The sequence below is a fragment of the Brachybacterium ginsengisoli genome, assembly GCF_002407065.1.
Classification (GTDB): Bacteria; Actinomycetota; Actinomycetes; order Actinomycetales; family Dermabacteraceae; genus Brachybacterium; species Brachybacterium ginsengisoli.
In genome coordinates this window covers 3,036,752-3,057,272 of sequence record NZ_CP023564.1, presented here as the reverse complement: position 1 = coordinate 3,057,272, position 20,521 = coordinate 3,036,752, and the positions used below count along the sequence as shown (strand labels likewise).

General features: G+C 72.8%; 18 protein-coding genes. 12 read left to right on the top strand and 6 right to left on the bottom strand.

The annotated features are described in order from the left end of the window. Nucleotides 1-5: 5 nt before the first annotated feature. Nucleotides 6-938, top strand: coding sequence for a Na+-dependent transporter (locus CFK41_RS13720; protein ID WP_096801094.1), 933 nt, complete (start codon nucleotides 6-8; stop codon nucleotides 936-938). Nucleotides 939-1,018: 80 nt separating this feature from the next. Then, complete coding sequence (locus CFK41_RS13715; protein WP_096800173.1) at nucleotides 1,019-2,857, top strand: ABC transporter ATP-binding protein; 1,839 nt, start codon at nucleotides 1,019-1,021, stop codon at nucleotides 2,855-2,857. Here CFK41_RS13715 and CFK41_RS13710 read toward each other — a convergent pair. Further along, nucleotides 2,847-3,761: an SRPBCC family protein gene (locus CFK41_RS13710; RefSeq protein ID WP_096800172.1), complete on the bottom strand. Its 915-nt coding sequence runs from the start codon at nucleotides 3,759-3,761 to the stop codon at nucleotides 2,847-2,849. The two genes, CFK41_RS13715 and CFK41_RS13710, sit on opposite strands and share 11 nt — an antisense overlap. Before the next feature lie 90 nt (nucleotides 3,762-3,851). Here CFK41_RS13710 and CFK41_RS13705 point away from each other — a divergent pair, with 90 nt between their 5' ends. Beyond that, the gene (locus CFK41_RS13705) at nucleotides 3,852-4,640 is read left to right on the top strand and encodes a class I SAM-dependent methyltransferase (RefSeq protein ID WP_096800171.1); all 789 of its coding nucleotides are present in this window, start codon (nucleotides 3,852-3,854) and stop codon (nucleotides 4,638-4,640) included. On the opposite strand, the gene CFK41_RS13700 is transcribed toward CFK41_RS13705, so the two are convergent. Further along, nucleotides 4,606-5,565, bottom strand: a complete 960-nt coding sequence (locus CFK41_RS13700) for an arsenic resistance protein (RefSeq protein WP_096800170.1) — start codon at nucleotides 5,563-5,565, stop codon at nucleotides 4,606-4,608. The genes CFK41_RS13705 and CFK41_RS13700 overlap by 35 nt on opposite strands. A 97-nt stretch (nucleotides 5,566-5,662) precedes the next feature. Between CFK41_RS13700 and CFK41_RS13695 the strand changes: the two genes are divergently transcribed. Genes CFK41_RS13695 through CFK41_RS13675 form a run of 5 tightly spaced genes read left to right on the top strand, consistent with a single transcriptional unit; the run spans nucleotide 5,663 to nucleotide 10,817 of the window. Then, nucleotides 5,663-6,880, top strand: coding sequence for an SPFH domain-containing protein (locus tag CFK41_RS13695; protein ID WP_096800169.1), 1,218 nt, complete (start codon nucleotides 5,663-5,665; stop codon nucleotides 6,878-6,880). Nucleotides 6,881-6,898: 18 nt separating this feature from the next. After that, nucleotides 6,899-8,251, top strand: coding sequence for a TFIIB-type zinc ribbon-containing protein (locus CFK41_RS13690; protein ID WP_227873086.1), 1,353 nt, complete (start codon nucleotides 6,899-6,901; stop codon nucleotides 8,249-8,251). 49 nt (nucleotides 8,252-8,300) lie between these two features. Beyond that, the gene (locus CFK41_RS13685) at nucleotides 8,301-8,621 is read left to right on the top strand and encodes a hypothetical protein (RefSeq protein WP_096800168.1); all 321 of its coding nucleotides are present in this window, start codon (nucleotides 8,301-8,303) and stop codon (nucleotides 8,619-8,621) included. A 1-nt stretch (nucleotide 8,622) separates the two neighbouring features. Beyond that, the gene (locus CFK41_RS13680) at nucleotides 8,623-10,284 is read left to right on the top strand and encodes an FAD-binding dehydrogenase (protein WP_096800167.1); all 1,662 of its coding nucleotides are present in this window, start codon (nucleotides 8,623-8,625) and stop codon (nucleotides 10,282-10,284) included. Then, nucleotides 10,281-10,817: an AAA family ATPase gene (locus CFK41_RS13675; protein WP_096800166.1), complete on the top strand. Its 537-nt coding sequence runs from the start codon at nucleotides 10,281-10,283 to the stop codon at nucleotides 10,815-10,817. The genes CFK41_RS13680 and CFK41_RS13675 overlap by 4 nt, the downstream gene beginning before the upstream one ends. Nucleotides 10,818-10,827: 10 nt before the next feature. Here the strand turns inward: CFK41_RS13675 and CFK41_RS13670 are convergent, their stop codons facing one another. Then, nucleotides 10,828-11,694: an NAD(P)-dependent oxidoreductase gene (locus CFK41_RS13670; protein WP_096800165.1), complete on the bottom strand. Its 867-nt coding sequence runs from the start codon at nucleotides 11,692-11,694 to the stop codon at nucleotides 10,828-10,830. A gap of 70 nt (nucleotides 11,695-11,764) precedes the next feature. On the opposite strand from CFK41_RS13670, the gene CFK41_RS13665 reads away from it, so the two are divergent. After that, nucleotides 11,765-12,985: an endonuclease/exonuclease/phosphatase family protein gene (locus tag CFK41_RS13665; RefSeq protein WP_151904759.1), complete on the top strand. Its 1,221-nt coding sequence runs from the start codon at nucleotides 11,765-11,767 to the stop codon at nucleotides 12,983-12,985. Between the two features lie 17 nt (nucleotides 12,986-13,002). Beyond that, the gene (locus tag CFK41_RS13660; RefSeq protein ID WP_096800163.1) at nucleotides 13,003-13,872 is read left to right on the top strand and encodes a sulfurtransferase; all 870 of its coding nucleotides are present in this window, start codon (nucleotides 13,003-13,005) and stop codon (nucleotides 13,870-13,872) included. Between the two features lie 15 nt (nucleotides 13,873-13,887). On the opposite strand, the gene CFK41_RS13655 is transcribed toward CFK41_RS13660, so the two are convergent. Then, nucleotides 13,888-15,690, bottom strand: coding sequence for an alpha/beta hydrolase (locus tag CFK41_RS13655; RefSeq protein ID WP_096800162.1), 1,803 nt, complete (start codon nucleotides 15,688-15,690; stop codon nucleotides 13,888-13,890). A gap of 105 nt (nucleotides 15,691-15,795) precedes the next feature. Between CFK41_RS13655 and CFK41_RS13650 the strand changes: the two genes are divergently transcribed. Continuing rightward, the gene (locus CFK41_RS13650; protein ID WP_096800161.1) at nucleotides 15,796-16,737 is read left to right on the top strand and encodes a phosphoglycerate dehydrogenase; all 942 of its coding nucleotides are present in this window, start codon (nucleotides 15,796-15,798) and stop codon (nucleotides 16,735-16,737) included. A 39-nt stretch (nucleotides 16,738-16,776) separates the two neighbouring features. Here the strand turns inward: CFK41_RS13650 and CFK41_RS13645 are convergent, their stop codons facing one another. Continuing rightward, nucleotides 16,777-18,642, bottom strand: coding sequence for a BCCT family transporter (locus CFK41_RS13645; RefSeq protein WP_096800160.1), 1,866 nt, complete (start codon nucleotides 18,640-18,642; stop codon nucleotides 16,777-16,779). 64 nt (nucleotides 18,643-18,706) lie between these two features. Further along, on the bottom strand, nucleotides 18,707-19,480 hold the full coding sequence (mtnN, locus tag CFK41_RS13640) for a 5'-methylthioadenosine/S-adenosylhomocysteine nucleosidase (RefSeq protein WP_096800159.1): 774 nt from the start codon (nucleotides 19,478-19,480) through the stop codon (nucleotides 18,707-18,709). A 117-nt stretch (nucleotides 19,481-19,597) separates the two neighbouring features. Between mtnN and CFK41_RS13635 the strand changes: the two genes are divergently transcribed. After that, nucleotides 19,598-20,503, top strand: a complete 906-nt coding sequence (locus CFK41_RS13635) for an alpha/beta hydrolase fold domain-containing protein (protein WP_096800158.1) — start codon at nucleotides 19,598-19,600, stop codon at nucleotides 20,501-20,503. Nucleotides 20,504-20,521: the final 18 nt, after the last annotated feature.

Genomic DNA, 20,521 nt, shown 5'->3' with positions numbered 1-20,521 from the left:
TCGTGGTGCACACGATCGAATCCCTGCTGGGCCTGCTGATCGAGATCAGCGTCCCCGCCTTCGCGATCGCGTCGATGCTCTCCATGGGCCTGCGCACGCCGCTGCGCTCCTTCCGCGAGCAGATGCGGGATCGCCGCACCGTCCTCGCCGTGCTGGGCGCGAACTTCGTGGTGGTGCCCGCCGTCGGCACCCTGCTGATCTGGCTGCTCTCCGATCTGCTCCCGCAGCAGACGGGGGAGGGGTTCGTCATCGCCCTGTGCGCCGCCGGCGCCCCCTTCGTGCTGCAGCTCGGCGCGATGGCCCGCATCCCCTACGGCGAGACCGCGGGCCCCATGGCGGTGCTGCTGCTGGGCTCGATCGTGTTCATGCCGCTGGTGGTGCCCTTCCTGCTGCGCGACGTCTCCGTGCACGGCTGGTCGGTGGCGCAGCTGCTGCTGGGCACGATGCTCTCCCCGATGATCGCCGGCATCGTCATCGCCGCCGTGTGGCCGCACCGGGCGGACCTCTTCGCGCGGATCGCAGGCGGCGCGGCGGCCGTCTCCGCGGTGCTCATGTTCCTCTCCGGCCTCGGCGCGAACAGCGGCCTGGTGCTGCAGCTTCTGCTCTCCCCGGTGATGCTGGTCGCGGCCGGGCTGGTCGCGCTGGCCTTCCTCGCGGGGCGGCTCTCCGGCGATCTCGCGGGGGACACGCTCACGGTGCGCGACGGTCCCGCGATCCTCACCAGCCAGCGCAACATCGCCGCGGCGCTCCTGGTGGCCCGCACCGGCGCGGAGGACGACAACGGCTCGATCGTCGTCGCGATCCTGCTGCTGAGCGCCGTGGGCTTCGTCATGCTGGTGCCCTATGCGCTGGTCTCCGGGGCGGTGCGCCGGCGTCGCGACGGGGAGCGGATCACGCTCGGCGTGCTGCTGGGCATCGTCGGCCCGCGCTCGGACTGACCGCGCCGGGCCGTTCTGCGATCGGTGAACGCGAGATCCCGGCCACGGCGGCCGACGGGGTGTTCACCTAGGCTGGAATCGTGGCGTCCCTCCTGCGCATCCTGCGCTTCACCCGCTCCCTCACCCCTCTGTACGTGGCGATCATCGTCGCGTCCGTCCTCACCGCCGTCGCGAACCTCACGGTGCCCTTCATCATCGGCCGGGCCACGGACTCCGTGGCCTCCGCCGTCGGCGGCCAGGTCGCCACCGGCGACGCCGTGCGCACGGTGCTCTGGCTCGCGGCCGCGCTGCTCGCGGTCGAGCTCGCCACCACGGTCGTCTCGAACGTCGGCGGCTGGTTCGGCGACGTCATGAGCAACCGTCTGCGCACGATCCTCTCGGTGCGCTACTACGACAAGCTCCTCCACCTGCCGCAGCGCTGGTTCGACACCGAACTGACCGGCACGATCGTGGCGCGGCTGAACCGTTCGATCGCCGAGATCTCGCAGTTCGCGAAGATGATGTCGAACTCCTTCGCGACCATGCTCATCACCACCGCGGCGGTGCTCGGCATCAGCGCCTACTACTTCTGGCCGCTCGCGGTGCTGCTCATCGTGGTGTTCCCGATCTACGTGTGGCTGACCTCGCTCACCTCGGTGAAGTGGCAGCGGCTCGAGGGCGAGAAGAACTCTCAGGTGGACATCGCCTCGGGCCGGTTCGCCGAGGTGATCGGCCAGATCCGGGTCGTGAAGTCCTTCGTGCGGGAGCGCGGCGAGCTGGCGGACTTCAGCCGCCGCTTCCGCTCGACCGACGGCACCACGCGCGCCCAGTCCACGCACTGGCACTCCATGGACGTGCTGCGCCGCGCGGTCCTGAACCTCATCTTCTTCGGCGTCTACGCCATCATCTTCACCCGCACCGTGCAGGGCCACTTCACGCTCGGCGAGATGGTGCTGCTGATCCAGCTCATGAGCATGGCCCGGCAGCCGGTGGAGTCCATGAGCTGGGTCATCGACGCGTCGCAGCGGGCGATCGCCGGGTCGAAGGACTACTTCCGGGTCATGGAGACCGAGGTGGATCCCCGCACCGCCGCGATGCTCGCCGCGAGGGACGAGGAGCGGGAGCAGCGCACCCCCGGCTCCGCCGCCGTGGGCACCCTCGAGATGGCTCCCGGTGCTCCGGTGCTCGCCTTCCGGGAGGTTGACTTCGCCTACGAGGACGGCGAGGACGTGCTGCACGCGATCGACTTCGCGGTCGAGCGCGGCGAGAAGGTCGCCCTGGTGGGGGAGTCCGGCGGCGGGAAGTCCACGATCGTGAACCTGCTGCTGGGCCTCTACGAGCCGCGGGAGGGCCGGGTCGAGGTGGGCGGGGCCGACACCGAGCAGCTGCCGCTGGACGCGCTTCGCTCCCGGATCGGCGTGGTCTTCCAGGACGCCTCCCTCTTCTCCGGCACCATCGCGGAGAACATCGCCTACGGCCGTCCCGGCGCGAGCGAGGAGGAGGTGGCCGACGCCGCCCGCCGCGCGAACGCGGACACCTTCATCCGTCGCTTCCCCGGCGGCTACGAGCAGCTGATCGGGGAGCGCGGCCTGAAGCTCTCCGGCGGCCAGCGCCAGCGCATCGCCGTGGCCCGCGCGATCCTCAAGGACGCCCCGGTGCTCGTGCTCGACGAGGCGACCTCCGCGCTGGACACGAAGGCGGAGCGGCAGGTGCAGAAGGGCCTCGACGAGCTCATGGAGGGACGGACCTCGCTGATCATCGCGCACCGCCTCTCGACGATCGCCTCGGTGGACCGCATCATCACCCTCGAGGACGGCCGGATCGACGAGATCGGCACCCCGGCCGAGCTCGCGTCCTCCGGCGGCATCTACGCCGAGCTGCTCGCCCTGCAGGACGCCGGCCAGACCAAGCGCCTGGCCCGGTTCGGGATCACGGGCTGAGCAGCGACTCCAGCTGCCCGAGCGTGAACTCCCAGCCCTGGCGGTAGTTCTCCGGCTGATCCGAGCCCGCGTCGAAGGGGCCCGTGTGCCGCACGGTCAGCGCGGTGCCCTCGCCGTCGGGGCGCAGGCGGATCTCGGCGGCCTCGTCCACGCTGGTGCCGTCCTCGTCGGCCCACACCCAGGTGCCCGAGAGGCGCGAGACGGGGTCCACGGCGAGCACCTCGCCGCTGATGGTGATGCCCTGGGCGGGGGCGGCGATCCGGTAGCTCCCGCCGGGGCGGACGTCGGCGGTGACCTCGACGCCCTGCCACTGGTTCCACCACCAGCGGGCGACGCCCTCGGCGCTCGCGAGCTGCTCCCACACCTCCTCGGGCGGGGCGGGCAGCTGCACGGCGACCTCGACGGGATGCGCGGCGAGGTGCCGCCAGGTCGCCACGGCCTGCTCCTCGATCTCCTCGTCCGACGGGGCGTCCGCCTCCGCGGCGCCGAGCTCGCGCAGCAGCGCCTGCAGGACCTGCTCCCAGCCGCCTCCGTAGCCCGCGAGGTGACGGGGCTCGGCGAAGGCGTGGTCCAGGTGCAGGGTGAGGCCGTCCGCGTCCTCGTGCCAGCGGGCGGTGATCACGCTCTCCGGCTCGTCCTGCCAGGTCCAGGCCAGGCGCAGCAGGCCCGGCTCGAGCGTGAGCAGCCGCGCCCGTGCCCTGTCCGCGGGATCCTCGGACAGCTGCACCGCGGTCTCGTCGCCGACGGCGGCGAGGTGCCCCTCGAGGTGGCCGTACCAGCGGGCGAGCCGGGCAGGGTCGAGGACCGCGGAGAGCAGCTCCTCCTCGCGCGCCGCGACGGTGCGGTCCAGGGTGAGGACGGGGTGCTCGGCGGTGCCGGTGAGCGCGCGCGAGGTGGTGGACACGGGGATCAGCTCCTGTGCAGAAGGGTGTCCGGTCGCCGTCATCCTGCCGCGCGGGACGATGGTGCGCAAGGGACCTGGCACAGTGGGGGCATGAGCAGCTGGGCGGGCATGGCGGAGGCGTACCGAGAGTCCTTCGCGGCGCTCTGCGCGGGGGCGATCCCCGAACTGCTCGCGGCGACGGCCGGTGAGGGCCTGCACCTCGACGTGGGCTGCGGGACCGGCGAGCTGGCCCGTGCGGCCGTGGCGGAGGGCCGACGGGTCCTCGCCGTCGATCCCGACCCTGACATGGTCGCGCTGAGCCGTTCGGCCGGCGCTCCGGGCCCCGGCTCGCTCACCGTGCGGCAGGCGGGCGCGCCGGGACTGCCCGTCGACGACGGCGCGGCCGGCGCCGTGACCGCGAACTTCGTGGTGAACCACGTGCCGGATCCGCGGGCCGCGGTGCGGGACCTCGCCCGGGCCGCGGCCCCGTCGGCCCCCCTCGCGATGACCATCTGGCCGAGCACCCCCGGCCCGCACCTGGCCGCCTACGGCGAGGCCGCACGGGCCTGCGGCGCCGTCCCCGTCCCACGGCAGGACCTTCCGCCGGAGCTGGACTTCGCGCGCTCGGCCGACGGGCTCGCCGGGCTCGCGCTCGAAGCGGGGCTGGAGGTCGTCCGAGCGGGCGAGATCGGCTGGACCTGGCACGTCGCGGCCGACGACCTGATGGCGGGCATCGCCGCCGGCATCGCGGGCCCGGGCCGACTCCATCGCGCGCAGAGCCCGGAGGTGCGGGCGCGGATCGAGGACGCGGCGCGGGAGCGGTGGAGCACCTATGTCGGGGCCGACGGCCGGCTCGCGTTCCCGGTCACCGCGGTGCTGGTGGTCGCGACCCGTCCCTGAGCAGCCGCGGCACCAGCCTCACGAGCACCACCATCCCCACCAGCTCCACCAGGGTCTGCAGCACCACGGCGGCGGGCGCCAGCGCGGAAGGCATCGCGAGGGCCAGCGGCAGCACCACGAGGGAGTTGCGGGTCGCGCCGGAGAAGGTCACCGCGCGGGCGGACGCCGTCTCGAGGTGCGCGAGGCGGGAGACGAGGATCCCGGCGGCCGTCGCGAGCACGAGGAACCCGACGTAGACGGGGACCAGCACGAGCAGGGCGGGCCCGGCGCCGAGCACCCGAGGGGTCTGCGAGGCCGTGACGGCCAGGAGCACGAGCATCATCAGCGGCGCCATCGCGGCGGAGAGGTCCAGCCGCGGCGCGAGGCGCTGCAGCAGGGCGGCGCCCAGGAGGGGCAGCACGATGAGCAGTCCGAAGGCGCGCAGGAACGGCCCCGCCTCGATCAGCCCGGCCGCCGCGCCGCCGCTCAGCAGCGGCACCAGCACCGGCAGGGCGAGCAGCTGGCCCAGCATGAGCAGCGGGGTCGCGGCGAGCAGGCGCTGATGGGCGCCGCCCGCGAGCGCGGTGAAGACGATGACGTAGTCGATGCACGGCGCGAGCAGCACCAGCAGCGCGCCGACCAGCAGATCGGGGGAGCCGGCGAGCGGGCGCGTGATCACCAGGACGATCAGCGGGACCGCCACCAGGTTCACCGCGAGCAGCGCCAGCAGGAGGCGTGCGTCGCGCAGGGCCGCGCCGAGCTGCAGCAGCGGCACCCCGAGGAAGGTCACCAGCAGGAGCACCGCGATGGCGGGCTCCACGACGATCTCGAGCCCTCCCGCCACGGCCGGCACGGCCGCGCCCAGGGAGATCCCGGCCGCGAGCGCGAGGAGGTACAGCGCGACCTGATGGCGGTCCGCCGCAGCCAGGAGTCGCCGGGCATCCATATGGTCAGACCGTAGTCGGCGCGAACCCAGCCAGCTCCCGGCAGGGGCCGATAGCATGTCCCCGATCACACCGTCACGGGGGAACGAAGGAGCTGACATGGGATTCATCCAGGCATTCAAGGGCGCTGTCGGGGGCATGCTCGCCGACCAGTGGAAGGACTTCCTCACCGTCCCGAACGGCCTGCCGCAGACGGCAGCCCTGTTCCCGGCCGTGCCCCAGGGCACCAACGCCGGTCGCGGCTCCAACACCCGCGGCAGCGAGAACGTCATCTCCAACGGCTCGAAGATCCTCGTGCCCCAGGGATACGGCCTGATCACCGTGGTCGACGGCCGCGCCACCGGCCTGATCACGGAGGCCGGCGGCTACGAGTTCACCGACTCCTCGCCGGACGCTCGCTCCGTCTTCGCCGGGGACGACCTCCTCGCCTCGACCGTGGGCACCTCGTGGGAGCGCTTCAAGTTCGGCGGCCGCCCCACCTCTCAGCAGCTCGCCTTCTACGTGAGCCTCAAGGAGATCCCGGACAACCGCTTCGGCACCCAGTCGGAGATCTACTGGGACGATGCCTACCTGAACTCGCAGGTGGGCGCCGTGTGCCGCGGCTCCTACACGCTGCGGATCATCGACCCCCTGCTGTTCGTGCACAACTTCGTGCCGGCCACCTTCATCTCCGCGAACGCCCCGGTGTTCGACTTCGCCGACGTCGACAACAAGGCCGGCGCCCAGCTGTTCCAGGAGGTCGTCGGCTCCCTGGCCCAGGCCTTCTCCCGCTACACGAACGATCCCGACAAGGGCAACCGCATCTCCCGCATCCAGGGCGACTCGGTGGGCTTCGCCCAGTCCCTCTCCGCCGCCGTGGAGGAGGGGTACCGCTGGTCCAGCGACCGTGGCCTCGCGATCGTGAAGACCGCGATCGTCTCGATCGAGTACGACGAGCACACCCGTGAGCTGCTCAAGGACGTCCAGAAGGCCGACGCCCTCTCCGGCCCCCGCTCGCAGTCCTTCATGAACCAGGCCGCGGCGCGCGGCGTGCAGGCCGCAGGCGAGAACGGCGGCGGCGCGGGGCTGGCGATGTTCGGTGCGGGCATGGGCGCGGCCGGCGGCATGGTCAACCCGGCCCAGCCCTGGTCCCCGCCGGGCCAGCAGGGCGGGCCCCAGCAGGGCCAGGCTCCCCAGCAGGAGGCGGCGCCGCAACAGGCCGCCCCGGCGCAGGAGGACCCGGTCGCCAAGCTCGCCCAGTACAAGCAGATGCTGGATCAGGGCCTGATCAGCGAGGCGGACTACGACGCGGCGAAGAAGGCCGCGCTCGGTCTCTGACCCGGCGCCCTCAGCGCGATGAGCATTCCCCCTCAGGGCCCGGAGTGGGCCCGTCCGGACCAGCCCGGCGAGCCCCAGCGGCCCGCCGGGCCGGTCCCGCCCGCCGGTCCTCCCGGCCAGCAGCCTCCGCAGCAGCTCGACCCGGAGGCGGTCGCCGGCGCCGACGAGGCCGCCCGGCGGCACGCGACGAACCGGATCATCGACACCAGCTCGGCCCGTGCGGACGGGCTGAACAAGTGCCCCCGCTGCGGCAGCTCGGAGATCCAGTACTCGCTCACCGCGAAGGCGCTGGTCTGCTCCTACTGCCGCCACACATGGAACGAGGAGAACGCGGAGCAGGCCTTCGGGCTGGACTCCTCGATCGCGGAGCTGCGCGGCCACACCATGGCCTCGGGCACCTCGGACGTCCGCGACGACCTCACCACCATGACCCTGAAGTGCCAGGGCTGCGGCGCCGAGGTGGTCGTCAACGTCGCCCAGGAGCTGCAGGCCCGCTGCCACTGGTGCCGTCAGACCCTCTCGATCAACTCGCAGATCCCCAACGGCGCTGTGCCCGATGCGGTGCTGCCCTTCCAGCTGACCCGCGAGGAGGCGATCGAGCGCATCGACGCCTTCACCGCGAAGCGCCGCACCTTCGCCGACGGCCGCTTCAAGCAGGAGTACGTCCCCGAGAACGTCATGGGCGTGTACATCCCGTACCTGGTGGTGGACGGCAACATGCACGCCCTGCTGCAGGGCAGCGGCGAGGTCACCACGAGGCAGTACACGGTGACCACCGGCAGCGGCGACAACAAGCGCACCGAGACCTATTACGACGCGGACGTCTACTCCATCCAGCGGGCCTTCGACCTGCTGGTGGACGACCTCACCGTCGAGTCCGCCGCCCGCTACGACGCGAAGGACAACCAGCGGGCCACGAACAACATCCTGAACGCCGTGCAGCCGTACGACACCGAGAACGCCGTCGCCTACAACTCCAACTACCTCAAGAACTTCACCTCGGAGCGTCGCGACCTCAACGTGCGCGACGTGGACGACGAGGTGGAGGACAGGTTCCTGGCGATCGCCCGGGCGAAGGTGCTCCCCACCATCAGCGGCTACGACCGCGGCGTGCGCTGGGAGCGGGAGGGTGTGGCCGTGCGGGGCACCCGCTGGGTCGCGGTGTACGTGCCGGTGTGGCTGTACAGCTACGCCGACTCCGCCAAGGGCCAGGACTCCCTCGTGCACTACATCGCGGTCAACGCCCGCAACGGCAACACCATGGGCTCCGTCCCGGTGTCCCATCCGAAGATCTTCGCCGTGGCCTGCGCCGCCGGCACCGTCGCCGCGGTGATCGGTGCGCTCGTCGGCTTCGGCAGCTACTTCTTCTGAGGAGACGGACCCATGACCCCCGATCATCCGCACCTGCCAGGAGGCCGCCATGCTGCCGCTGCTCGCTGAGCTCTCCGCCGATCCGACGACCGCGCTCCTGCTGGCGGACTCCGACTCCGGCGGCGGCGCTCTCGCGATCCCGTTCATCGCGGGTCCCGCGGTGTTCATCGCGGTCTACGGCGGCATCTACCGCTACTACCGCAACACCGACAAGCGCCACCAGTTCGAGAAGGAGACCGAGGTCGCCGTGGGCAACCTCAGCTCCGGCGATCGCAAGGTGGGCGTGAACAACCGTCAGAAGAGCCGTTCCATGAGCGGTCGCAACAGCACCGACCACCTCGAGCGCGTCCACCGGATCAAGGTCGACTGACGTGGCGGGCGGGACCGCCGAGGTCATCGTCATCGGGGCGGGTCTCGCCGGCCTGGTCGCGGCGACGGAGATCGCCGACGGCGGCCGCCGGGTGCTGCTGCTGGAGCGGGAGGGCGAGCAGGACCTCGGCGGGCAGGCCTGGTGGAGCTTCGGGGGCCTGTTCCTCGTCGACTCCCCGGAGCAGCGCCGCCTGGGGATCCGCGACAGCCTCGACCTCGCCCGGCAGGACTGGCTGGGCTCGGCCGCCTTCGACAGCCCCGAGGACCACTGGCCGCGCCGCTGGGCCGAGGCGTACCTGCAGTTCGCGGCGGGGGAGAAGCGCGAGTGGCTGCACGGTCTCGGCCACCGCACCTTCCCCGTGGTCGGCTGGGCCGAGCGGGGGGACGGCCGCGCCGAGGGGCACGGCAACTCGGTGCCGCGCTTCCACATCACCTGGGGGACGGGGCCGGGGATCGTCGAGCCCTTCGCGAGGAAGCTCGCCGCCCACCGCGAGGCGGGACGCATCCGCCTGCGCACCCGCTGCGCCGTCCGCGAGCTGCTCGTCGAGGACGGCCGCGTGACCGGGGTGCACGGCGACGAGCTGGCGCCCTGCCGGTCAGCGCGCGGCGTCGGCGGGAGCGACGAGGTGGTCGGGGAGTTCACCGAGCGCGCCGCGGCGGTGGTCGTCGCCACCGGCGGCATCGGCGGCAACGAGGAGCTGGTGCGTCGGCTGTGGCCCGCGGAGCTCGGCACCATGCCGGAGAGCTTCGTGCACGGGGTGCCCGCGAGCGTCGACGGAGCGGGCATGCTGGCCGCGCAGCGCGCCGGGGCCCGCTGGATCCATCAGGACCGGATGTGGCACTACACCGAGGGGATCCGCAACTGGGACCCGGTCTGGCGCGGTCACGGCATCCGCATCCTGCCCGGCCCCTCCTCGCTCTGGATCGACGCCCTCGGCCGACGTCTGCCCGCCCCGGCCCTTCCCGGCTTCGACACCCTCTCGACGCTGCGCCACCTGCGCACCACGGGGCACGACCACTCGTGGTTCGTGCTGACCCGGAAGATCATCGAGAAGGAGTTCGCGCTCTCCGGCAGCGAGCAGAACCCGGACCTCACCGGCCGGGACTGGAAGCAGGTGCTGGGCCGGGTCAGGCCCGGCGCGCCGGGACCCGTGCAGGCCTTCCTCGACCACGGCGAGGACTTCCTCCAGGCGGGCTCCGTGCCCGAGCTGGCGGCGCAGATGAACGCGCTGACCGGCGAGGAGCTCATCGACGCCCGGGCGCTCGAGCGCACGGTGCGCGCCCGCGACGCGGAGATCCTGAACCCCTTCACCAAGGACAACCAGATCACGGCGCTGCGCGGGGCACGGAAGTACGTGGGTGACCGGCTGATCCGCACCGCCGCCCCGCACGCCCTGCTGGACCCGAAGGCCGGCCCGCTGATCGCGGTGCGCCTGCACGTGCTGCTGCGCAAGACCCTCGGCGGGCTCGAGACGGACCTCGGAGGCCGTGTGCAGGCCGCCGCGGGGGAGGGCGCCCTGCCCGGGCTGTATGCGGCGGGGGAGGCGAGCGGCTTCGGCGGCGGCGGGGTGCACGGCCACAACGCGCTGGAGGGCACCTTCCTCGGCGGCTGCCTGTTCTCCGGCCGGCAGGCCGCCGCGGGCGTGCTCGAGGACCTGCGATGAGCGCGGCCCCGGGCTGCCGGGCGCTCCTGCTCATCGGCGCGGTGGGCGTCGGCAAGACCACCACGATCGACGCGATCGGGGACGAGCTCGCCGAGCGCGGCGTGCCCGGCGCCGTGATCGACCTCGACGCGATCCGTCGCGGCTGGCCCTCCCCGCCGGGGGATCGCTTCAACACCGCCATCGAGCTCGCGAACCTGAGCGACGTGGCCCGCAACTACCGCGAGGCGGGCGCGCAGGTGCTGGTCGGGGCGGGTGTCATCGAGGAGAGGCGGCGCCGAGATCGGTACGAGGAGGCGATGGGCGCCCCGCTGACCGTCGTGCGGCTCACCGGGCCGCGCGAGCTGGTGCGCTCGCGGCTCCGCCGCCGCCACGAGCTCGATGCGGGGATGCTGGCCTGGCACCTGGAGCGCTTCGACGAGCTCACCACGATCCTCGACGCCGCCGGGGTCGAGGACCTCACGGTCCCGATCGCCGAGGACCCCCGCGCCACCGCGCGCGCCGTGCTGAGCGCCGCGGCGCTGCCGACGGACTGACCGCCCTGACCTATTCCCCGGTCCGCGCGGCCTGCTCGAGCAGGATCGTGGAGAAGTCGTCCTCGCCGTGGCCGGCGCCGATCTCCGCCTCGAGGGAGGCGAGCGCGCCGCGCAGGGCGGGGAGGTCGCTGCCGGGACGGGCTCCGTCGCCGACGGTGTCGATCATGAGGTGCGCGTCCTTCGCGATCGCGTTCGCGGTGAAGTCGCCGCCCTCGGTGCTGCGCTCGCCGCGCACGAACGGCCCCTTCATCCCGGCGAGGAACGCGAGACCGGTCCCGCCGAGCATGTCCAGGGTGTCCTCCGCGGAGGTGCCGGTCGCCTCGCCGAGCGCGAGCGCCTCGCGCAGGCCCTGCGCGCTGACCGCGAGGGCGAGGTTCGCCAGCAGCTTCCCGACGGCGGCCTTGCGTCCCGAGTCCACGCCGCGCAGCCGCTCCGGGTCCGCCCACGGGGCGACCAGCTCGAGCACCTGCGTGCGCAGGCCCTCGTCGGGCGTGCCGACGTAGACGCCGAGCGCGCCGTTGCGGGCCGGTCCCAGCGAGCCGACCACCGGCACTCCCACGTAGGTGGGTACCGCGGCGGCGAACTCGTCGGCATCCGCGGGAGAGACGGTGGTGGTGTCCACCCAGGGGGTGCCGGCAGGGATCAGCGCGGGGCCGAGGATGCTCTCCCGCACCGCGTCGGGCCCGAACAGGGAGGTGACCACGAGGTCCGCCCCGGCGACGGCCTCGGCGGCGGTGCCGGCGACCTCCGCCCCGGCCTCGGCGAGGCGGCGGGTGCGGTCCGCGGTGCGGTTCCACACGGTCAGCTGGTGGTCGGGGATCAGGTGCAGGGCGAGCTCGGTGCCCATGCGGCCGGTGCCGAGGAAAGCGATTCTCATGCGTGCAGTCTGTCATCCGTCGTCCACACCGCCGTGCGGCCGGCGAGCAGGACAGTGCACAATAGGAGGCATGACTCCTCGTGTGACCCGCCGTCGAGCACTCGCCGCCGCCGCGGCCGGATTCGGCCTGCCCGCCGCCGCCGCCGACGCCGCTCCCGCCCCGGCGCGCCACCGCGGGGGCTTCGAGAACCTGCGGGTCGCCACCTTCAACGCCTCCCTGAACCGGGAGCAGGAGGGTCAGCTGCTGGAGGACCTGGCCACCGGCGAGGACGCGCAGATCCGCGCGGTCGCCGAGGTCATCCAGATCAACAACCCCGACATCCTGCTGATCAACGAGTTCGACCACGACGCGGACGGCCGCGGAGTCGACCTGTTCCGCACGAAGTACCTCGAGGTCTCCCAGAACGGGAAGAGCCCGGTCTTCTACCCGCACGCCTTCACGGCCCCGGTGAACACCGGTGTGCCCAGCGGCCACGACCTCAACCGGGACGGCACCGTCGGCGGGCCCGACGACGCCTGGGGCTTCGGCCAGTTCCCCGGCCAGTACGGGATGGTCGTCCTGTCGCGCCACCCGATCCTCACCGAGCAGGTGCGCACCTTCCAGAACCTGCGCTGGGCGGACATGCCCAGCAACCTGCTGCCCACCGAGTTCTACGGTGAGGAGATCTCGCCCGAGCTCCGCCTGAGCTCGAAGTCCCACTGGGACGTGCCGGTGAGCGTCGGCGCGGGCATCGTGCACATCCTCGCCGCCCATCCCACCCCGCCCAGCTTCGACGGTCCCGAGAAGCGCAACCAGCGCCGCAACAGCGACGAGATCCGGCTCTGGTCGGACTACCTGAGCCCCGGCCGGCGCTCGAAGTGGATCGTGGACGACGCCGGCCTCCGCGGCGGCCTCGCCGCTCGCGAGCAGTTCGTGATCCTCGGCGACATGAACTCCGACCCCCTCGACGGCGACTCGTGGCCCGGCGCGATCGATCAGCTGCTCGGCCACCCCCGCGTGCAGGACACCAAGCCCGCCAGCGAGGGCGCCGTGGAGGCGTCCAAGGCCCAGGGCGGCGCGAACCTGAAGCACTCCGGCGATCCCCGTCTGGACACCGCCGACTTCAACGACGATCCCTCCCCGGGAAACCTGCGCGTGGACTACGTCCTGCCCGCCACGTCGCTCCAGGTCGTCTCCTCGGCGGTGTACTGGCCGCAGACCGGTCACCCCGGCAGCGAGCTGACCGGCACCTTCCCGTTCCCCACCTCGGACCACCGACTGGTCCGGGTGGACCTCCAGGTGAAGGCCTGACCCTCTAGGCTTCGGGCATGACCGCTCACGACCGGCCCACCCCGCCCGATCTGCCGCCGCTCCTCGACGCCTCCGCGCTGCACGCCCTGCTCGAGGATCCCGCGCCCGGCGCCCGCTCGCCGCACCTGCTCGACGTCCGCTGGGCGCTCGACGGGTCCAAGGGGCACAGCACGTATCTCGCCGGGCACCTGCCCGGCGCGGTGTACGTCGACCTCGACACCGAGCTCGCCGCCCCCGCCCGCCCGGAGGCGGGCCGCCACCCCCTGCCCGATCCCGAGACCTTCGCGGCATCGCTCCGCCGGGCCGGGGTCACCGAGGGCTCCACGGTCGTCGCCTACGACGACGGCGACGGCGCCCAGGCGGGGCGCCTGGTCTGGATGCTGCGCGCGCTCGGCCACCGGGCCGCGCTGCTCAACGGCGGTCTGAGCGCCTGGGACGGCCCGCTGGAGACGGAGGACGTGCTCCCGGCACCGGGGGACGTCGCGGCCCGTGACTGGCCCGTCGAGCGACTCGCGAGCGCCGACGAGGTCGCCGCCGGGCAGTCGCTGGTGGTCGATGCCCGCGCCCCGGAGCGCTACCGCGGCGAGGTCGAGCCGATCGATCCCCGTGCCGGCCACATCCCCGGCGCCGTGAACCTGCCCTATGTCGGGAACCTCGACGCCGAGGGCCGCTTCATGGACCCGGTCGAGCTGCGGGCCCGCTTCGAGGCCGCCGGCGTGCGCGAGGACCGCGAGACGATCGTGTACTGCGGCTCCGGGGTCACCGCGACCCATGACCTGCTGGCCCTCGAGAGCGCCGGCTTCACCCGCCTTCGGCTCTTCCCCGGCTCCTGGTCGCAGTGGAGCACGGATACGACCCGGCCCGTCGCCGTCGGCCCGAACCCCTGAGGCCTCGCCGGGGGATCACCCCTTCGGGTGGCTCTCCCGGATCGCCCGGACGATGCCGCGCAGCCGTTCCCCATGCTCGCGCTGACCGCCCTCGGGCACGTCCTGCCCCAGCACCGCGGCCCAGATCGGCACCATCTCCTCGTGGTACGAGTGGCCGTGCCCGCCGGTGACGCCGATGGACAGCGGCATGTCCGCCGCGATCTGCCAGAAGGTGATCCACGGGACCCAGTGCATCGCCGGGGTGACGTCATGGCCCACCCGCTGCTGCAGCCACGCCGGCTCCCGCCACAGCAGGGAGAGGTCGAACCACACCACCGGATCCGAGGGGTGCTGGGCGTAGACCACCCGCGGATGCCGCCACTGCTCGTAGAGCCCGCCCCAGTAATTGCGATGCAGGTCCCGCGGCCGGGTGACCACGCGGATATGGCGCCCGGCGTCGATCACCGGGGCCACGGCGGGGGAGCCGGGGCGGGAGCGCGCGGTGAGCTGCTGCCACAGCGGGGTGAAGCTGGGGGTGCCGGTCCACACCGCGCCGTCGATGGTGGAGAGCATCTCGGGCACGTCCCGGAAGGCGGCCTGGCCGCCGAAGGATCCCAGCGACTCCCCGGCGACGTACAGGGCCGGTCGGCGGTCGGCGGGCAGATGGTCGAGGCGTCGGCGCACGGCCTCGAGAAGCAGCCGCCCGGCCCGCTGCGGTGAGCGGCGGTCGATGAGATAGGTGAGGGGGCTGGGGTAGTACGAGTACTGGATCGACGCCGTGGCGCAGTTCCCGGCGGTGAGGAACTCGATCGCGGACAGGGACCACTCCTGCAGCCAGCCGGTGCCGGTTCCGGTGAACAGCACCAGCACCTCGCGGTCCCAGGCCCCGGTGCGGTCCAGCTCCGCCACCACCGCCTCCACCGTGTCCTCGAGGGTGCGGGTGCCCGACTTCGCGGCGTAGACGCGGATCGGGTCGAGCGCCTCACGGCCGACGGCCCGGGAGATCTGCTCCCGACGCGCACCGCCGGAGACGATCTTGCGGCCCGGGGCGCCGAGGGACTGCCAGGTCTCCAGCGACTGCGGCCCGCCGGAGCGCAGCGAGGAGGTGGGTCGGGAGATGTCCGGCGAGATCAGCCGGTTCGCGGCGTCGGCCCGCTCGATCATCGCCTCGAGCACCCGGCCCCGGATCAGGCGATCGGCGATGATCGCCACGGTCGCGGCGGTCAGCAGCAGCGAGAGCACCGTGACCAGGCGCCGGGGGAGGTAGGGCCGCAGCAGCGCCCGGTACAGCCGGGTGGTCTCGATGGTGGAGCGGGCGATGCCGAGAGCGAGCAGGAACGCCCCGATCCCGGCCGCCGAGCCCACCGCATGGGTGGAGAGGGGGCGGGGCTCCTCCTGGACGAGCCGGCTGATCTCCCGCTGGCGCAGCACCCCGCGCACCCAGGAGTAGGTGGAGATGCCCACCAGCGCCGCGCCGCCTATCCAGCGCGCCCGGTGGCGGTGGTCGGGAGCGATGTGGACCTGCAGGCCGATCTCGCGGCCCACGCGCCGCACCACGCGCCCCGCAAGCGCGCCGGTGGCGTAGCCGTAGATCTCGGACAGCCCGATGTTCACCGCCCACATCCACCAGGTGCGCGGCAGCATGCTCGGGGAGGTCGAGATCCAGCCGGCCACCGAGGCGCCGAGGAAGCCGCCGGTGTCCAGCGGGGCCGTGATCGCGGAGCGGTGCGTGCGCCGGTCGCGTCGGCCGACGATCCTGGTCGCGGCGCGCACCGCGGTCGCGGCACCCCGCAGCCAGCTGGTCGGTCCGGACGGGACGGGGGCGAGGCCGGGACGCATGCGGGCAGGCTATCGGACAGGCCTCCGGGCAGAACAGGGACTTTCGGTGGAGTCCAGGGGTCGATGCGACCGCCGGGAGGGCGCTCTCCTCCGTACTCTGGAGGGATGAAGATCCTGCTGCCCGACACCGTTCCGCTGAACCCCGCTCTGCCGTCCGGCTGGGAGGCGGTGACCATCGACTGCCGCGAGGAGATCCCCGCCGAGCACCACGACGCCGAGGCGCTGGTGGTGTGGGGCGCCTCCCGCCGTCATCTCGCTTCCGCCGCCGAGAACCTGGGACAGCTCCGGCTGGTGCAGTCGCTCTCGGCCGGCGTCGAGGGCATGCTCGCGGCCGGCTTCGACGAGCGGGTGGCGATCGCCACCGGCGCCGGTCTGCACTCGCTCACCGTGAGCGAGCACGCCCTCGCCCTCCTGCTGAGCCTGGTGCGCCGCCTGCCCGAGAGCCTCGAGGCGCAGCGGCGCAGCGAATGGTCCACCGAGATCGGCGGGCTGCAGCCGCTGCACCCCGAGGGCCGGATCACCACGCTGATCGGCGCCCGGGTGCTGATCTGGGGCTTCGGCCAGATCGGCCAGACCCTCGCCCCGACCCTGCGGGCGCTCGGCGCCGAGGTGCGCGGCGCGGCCCGCAGCGCCGGCACCCGCGCGGGCTTCGAGGTCATCGCCGACGGCGACGTGCTCGCCGCGCTGCCCGAGGTCGACGTGCTCATCGACATCCTGCCCGCCTCCGAGGCGACCGCCGGGGCCATCGGCCGCGAGGCCCTCGCGGCGCTGCCGGACCACGCGCTGGTGGTGAACGTGGGCCGTGGCGCGACCGTGGATCAGACCGCCCTGCGCGAGGCGCTCGAGGCGGGCACCATCGGCGGCGCCGCCCTGGACGTCACCGACCCGGAGCCGCTGCCCGCGGACGACCCGCTGTGGGACGCGCCGCGCCTGCTGATCACGCCGCATGCGGCAGGCGGGCGCCCCGTCGGCGCGGACGAGCGGATCTCCGCCAACGTCCGCGCCCTTGTCGACGGCCGGGAGATCCTGCACGTCGCCTCGCGCTGACCCGGCACGGGGCCGACCCGCCTCGGACCGGATCGGCGATCAGGAGTCCCGGCTGAACGGGTTGCGCGGGAGGCGTCGGCGGCCGCCCCGCCCTCCGGGAGCGGAGTCGCCGCCGTCGGCGGGGAGGATCGGGACCTCGCCCGTGTAGGTCGACAGGTGCTCGGAGACCTGCGCCTCGACCTGCTCGGCGAACCGGTCCTCGACCCGGCCGCTGACCTCGTCGGTGAGCTGGTCGGAGTAGCGCTCCATGAACTCCCGCTGGCGGAGGCGCCGCTCGAGCCTCTCGATGACCATGACCTCCCGGCTCAGCGAGCGCCACAGCGAGATGGCCATGCCGATCATCACCACGGAGAACGGCAGGGCGGAGAGCAGGGCGAGCGCCTGCAGGCCCTCCATGCCCGAGTCCCCGTCGGCGGACAGCGAGCTCACCCAGATCAGGGAGGCGGCGATGACCCCGGAGGCGGAGGCCCAGAAGATGCGGGTCAGCCGGGGCGGGTTCGGGTCGCCCTTGTGGGCGATCATGTCCATCACGAACGCTCCCGAGTCGGCGCTGGTGATGAAGAAGATCGACACCAGGATGACGGCGATGCCGGACAGCAGCGCCCCCGCGGGGAGGTGGGCGAAGGTGTCGAACAGTGCGGTGTTGGGGTCGATCTCCCCGGTGCCGCCGGTGAAGTCGACGCCCTTGATGACCGACTCGTACAGGGCGGTGCCGCCCATGACGGTGAACCACAGGAAGGTCAGCGCGGTGGGGACCAGCAGCACGCCGGTGATGAACTCACGGACGGTGCGGCCCTTGGAGATGCGGGCGATGAAGACGCCGACGAAGGGCGACCAGGAGATCCACCAGCCCCAGTAGAAGGTGGTCCAGCTGCTGATCCAGGTCGCACCCTCCTCGCCGCGGAACGGCAGGGTCTGGAAGGACAGCTGCAGGAAGTTCTGCAGGTAGTAACCGATGTTGGAGACCACGTCGCGCAGCAGGAAGAGGGTCGGGCCGAGGATCAGCACGGTGAGCAGCAGGAGCGCGGCCAGGCCCATGTTCAGGTTCGACAGGATCTTGATGCCCTTGTCGACGCCGCTCGCGGCCGAGAGGGTGGCCAGGGCCGTCACCACGAGGATGATGATGACCTGCACCGCGGTCGAGTTGGGCAGCACCCCGAGGTGGTCGAGGCCCGCGGCGATCTGGTTGACGCCGAAGCCGAGCGAGGTGGCGATGCCGAACAGGGTGCCCACCAGGGCGATGATGTCGATGACGTCACCGATCCAGGTGTCGGTGCGCTTGCCCAGGATCGGCTCGAGTGCCCAGCGGATCGAGACCGGGCGGTCCTTGCGGTGCACGGCGTAGGCGACGGCGAGGCCGACGATCACGTAGATGCCCCAGGCGTGCAGGCCCCAGTGCAGGAAGGTCTGGCCCAGCGCGCGCTCGGCGCGGTCCGGGTCCGCGAGCCCCGCGGCGTTCGGCGGGGCTCCGGCCTCGCTGTAGAAGGTCAGCGGCTCGGCCGCCCCCCAGAAGACCAGTCCGATGCCCATGCCGGCGGCGAAGAGCATCGCGAACCAGGAGAACATGCTGAACTCGGGCTCGTCATCGTCCTTGCCGAGCTTGATCTGGCCCATCCTGCTGGCCGCGATGACGATCGCGAAGAACACGAACGCGGTGACGACCAGGACGTAGTACCAGCCGATCGAGTTCACGACCGTGGTGTTCAGGGTCGAGATCGCGGCGTTGAACGCATCCGGCAGGAGCAAGGCGAACAGCACCGCGAGCAGGATGATCCCGGCGGAGACCAGGAATACGGGCTTCGACAGGGAGTACCGGGGAGCGACAGGAGGCGCAGGACTGCCGTCCGGCGCGGTCTGCGCAGCCGTCGAGGAGGAGGGCGGCGGCTGGGCCTTCGATGAGGACACGGCTCTTCTTTCGGAGAGGGATCAGGTCACGGGCCCCCACCGTAACGTGCTCGGCGCCGTCACATCAGAGGGGCCGGGCTCCGGCGAGCTGCTCGACGGCGGCGGCCGAGGTCTCGGCGACGACCTCCAGCTCGAGGTGGAACTGCTGGCCCGCGGCCGGGCCGCACAGGTCCGAGACGGCGCGCAGCGCGACGAAGGGGACGCCGAGCGCCTCGGCGGTGCGGGCGCTCGCGGTGGTCTCCATGTCGGCGCTGAGCGCGGCCGGGAACCGCTCCCTCATGGGGGCGGCGATCTCTGCGGTGACGAAGGCGTCGCCGGAGAGCATCAGCCCGCGGCGCACGCCGTGGCCGCCGCTGCGCGCCTCGGCCCGCAGCGCCGCCTGCTCGGCCGCATCGACCCAGGCGGCCCGTGCCGTGAAGCGCTCGGGCCCGCCGGGCACCTGGCCGGGGGCGTAGCCGAAGGCGGTGGCGTCGGCGATGGAGTACGTGAAGGTCTCGCCGACGATCAGCGTGCCCACCTCGACGTCGGCCGCGAGCCCGCCGCAGGAGCCGGCGGCGACCACCAGGCCGGGCGAGGTCGTGAGGATCGCCCAGGTCGCCGCGGCGGAGGCGGCGGCGATGCCGATCCCGGTGGTGACCACCACCGCGTCGGTCCCTGCGAGCGTCCCGCGCGTCGCGGCGACGCCCACGGCGAAGGGGGTCTCCAGCTGCTGCGCCGCCTCGAGGCGCGCGGTCAGGGGAGCGGCCTCCTCCGGCATCGCGACGAGGACCAGCAGAGGGCCCTCGAGCACGACGGACTCGGAGGGCAGGACGGCATCAGGGGCAGCGGAGGAGGACATGCCCGAAGGCTACCGGGACGCCCGCCCCTGCCGTGGACGTGGCGCCCAGCAGGATTCGTTAGGCTGGACGCATCCGCCAGCGAGGCGATCCGCAGGGGTCGTGGACAGGAGGCAGTGATGGGTCGGTTCAAGGATGCCGTGGTGACGGGGGCTCGGGCCGTGAGGCGCATCCCGATCCCCTCGACGCTGACCCATCAGGCGCTGCGCGAGGCGCGCAGCCCCATGCCTCCCGGGCACGTGCAGAAGACGCATGCGATCGAGCACGAGATGATCGGACGCACCCGGTCGATCTGGCTCGACGAGCATCGCGCCGAGAACGGCATCATCATCCATCTCCACGGAGGCGCCTACGTCTCCGGCCCCTTCGCGAGCGACTGGGCCTGGCTCTCACGGCAGGTCGACGCCCTCGGCTGCGCGGGGCTGATGATCGACTACCGCAACGCCCCCGACCACCAGCACCCCGTGGGCCGGGACGACGTCGAGGCGGCGCTCGGCGCCCTCGCGGCCGACGGCCGGCTGGAGGGCCGGCCCTGGGTGCTGTCCGGGCAGCATTCCGGCGGCGGCCTCGCCTTCGTCGTCGCGCGGCGGCTGCGCGAGCAGGAGGGCATCCCGGCCCCGTCGGCGCTGATCGCCATGTCGCCGTGGCTGGACCTCGAGCTCTCCAACGCCGGGATCACCGAGACGGACCAGGTCGATCCCGTCCACGAGCGGCGCCTGCTGCGCGATGCCGCTCGCCGCTACGCCGGGCGCACCCCGCTGGACGATCCGGACCTCTCCCCGATCAATGCGAGCCTCGAGGGGCTGCCGCCCATCCATCTCAGCGTCGGGATGCGCGACCTGTTCCTCTCCGAGGTGCGGGTGGCGAAGCTCCAGCTCGAGGAGAACGGCGCGGATCTGCACTACCGGGAGATCAGCGGCCGGCTGGGCCTGCAGCTGATCCCGCGCAAGGGCGAGGACATCGAGCGGGTGCACCGCGAGCAGGCCGAGCTGCTGGCCCGCGCGCTCCGACCGACGGCCGGCTGAGCAGGCGGCGCCCGGCTC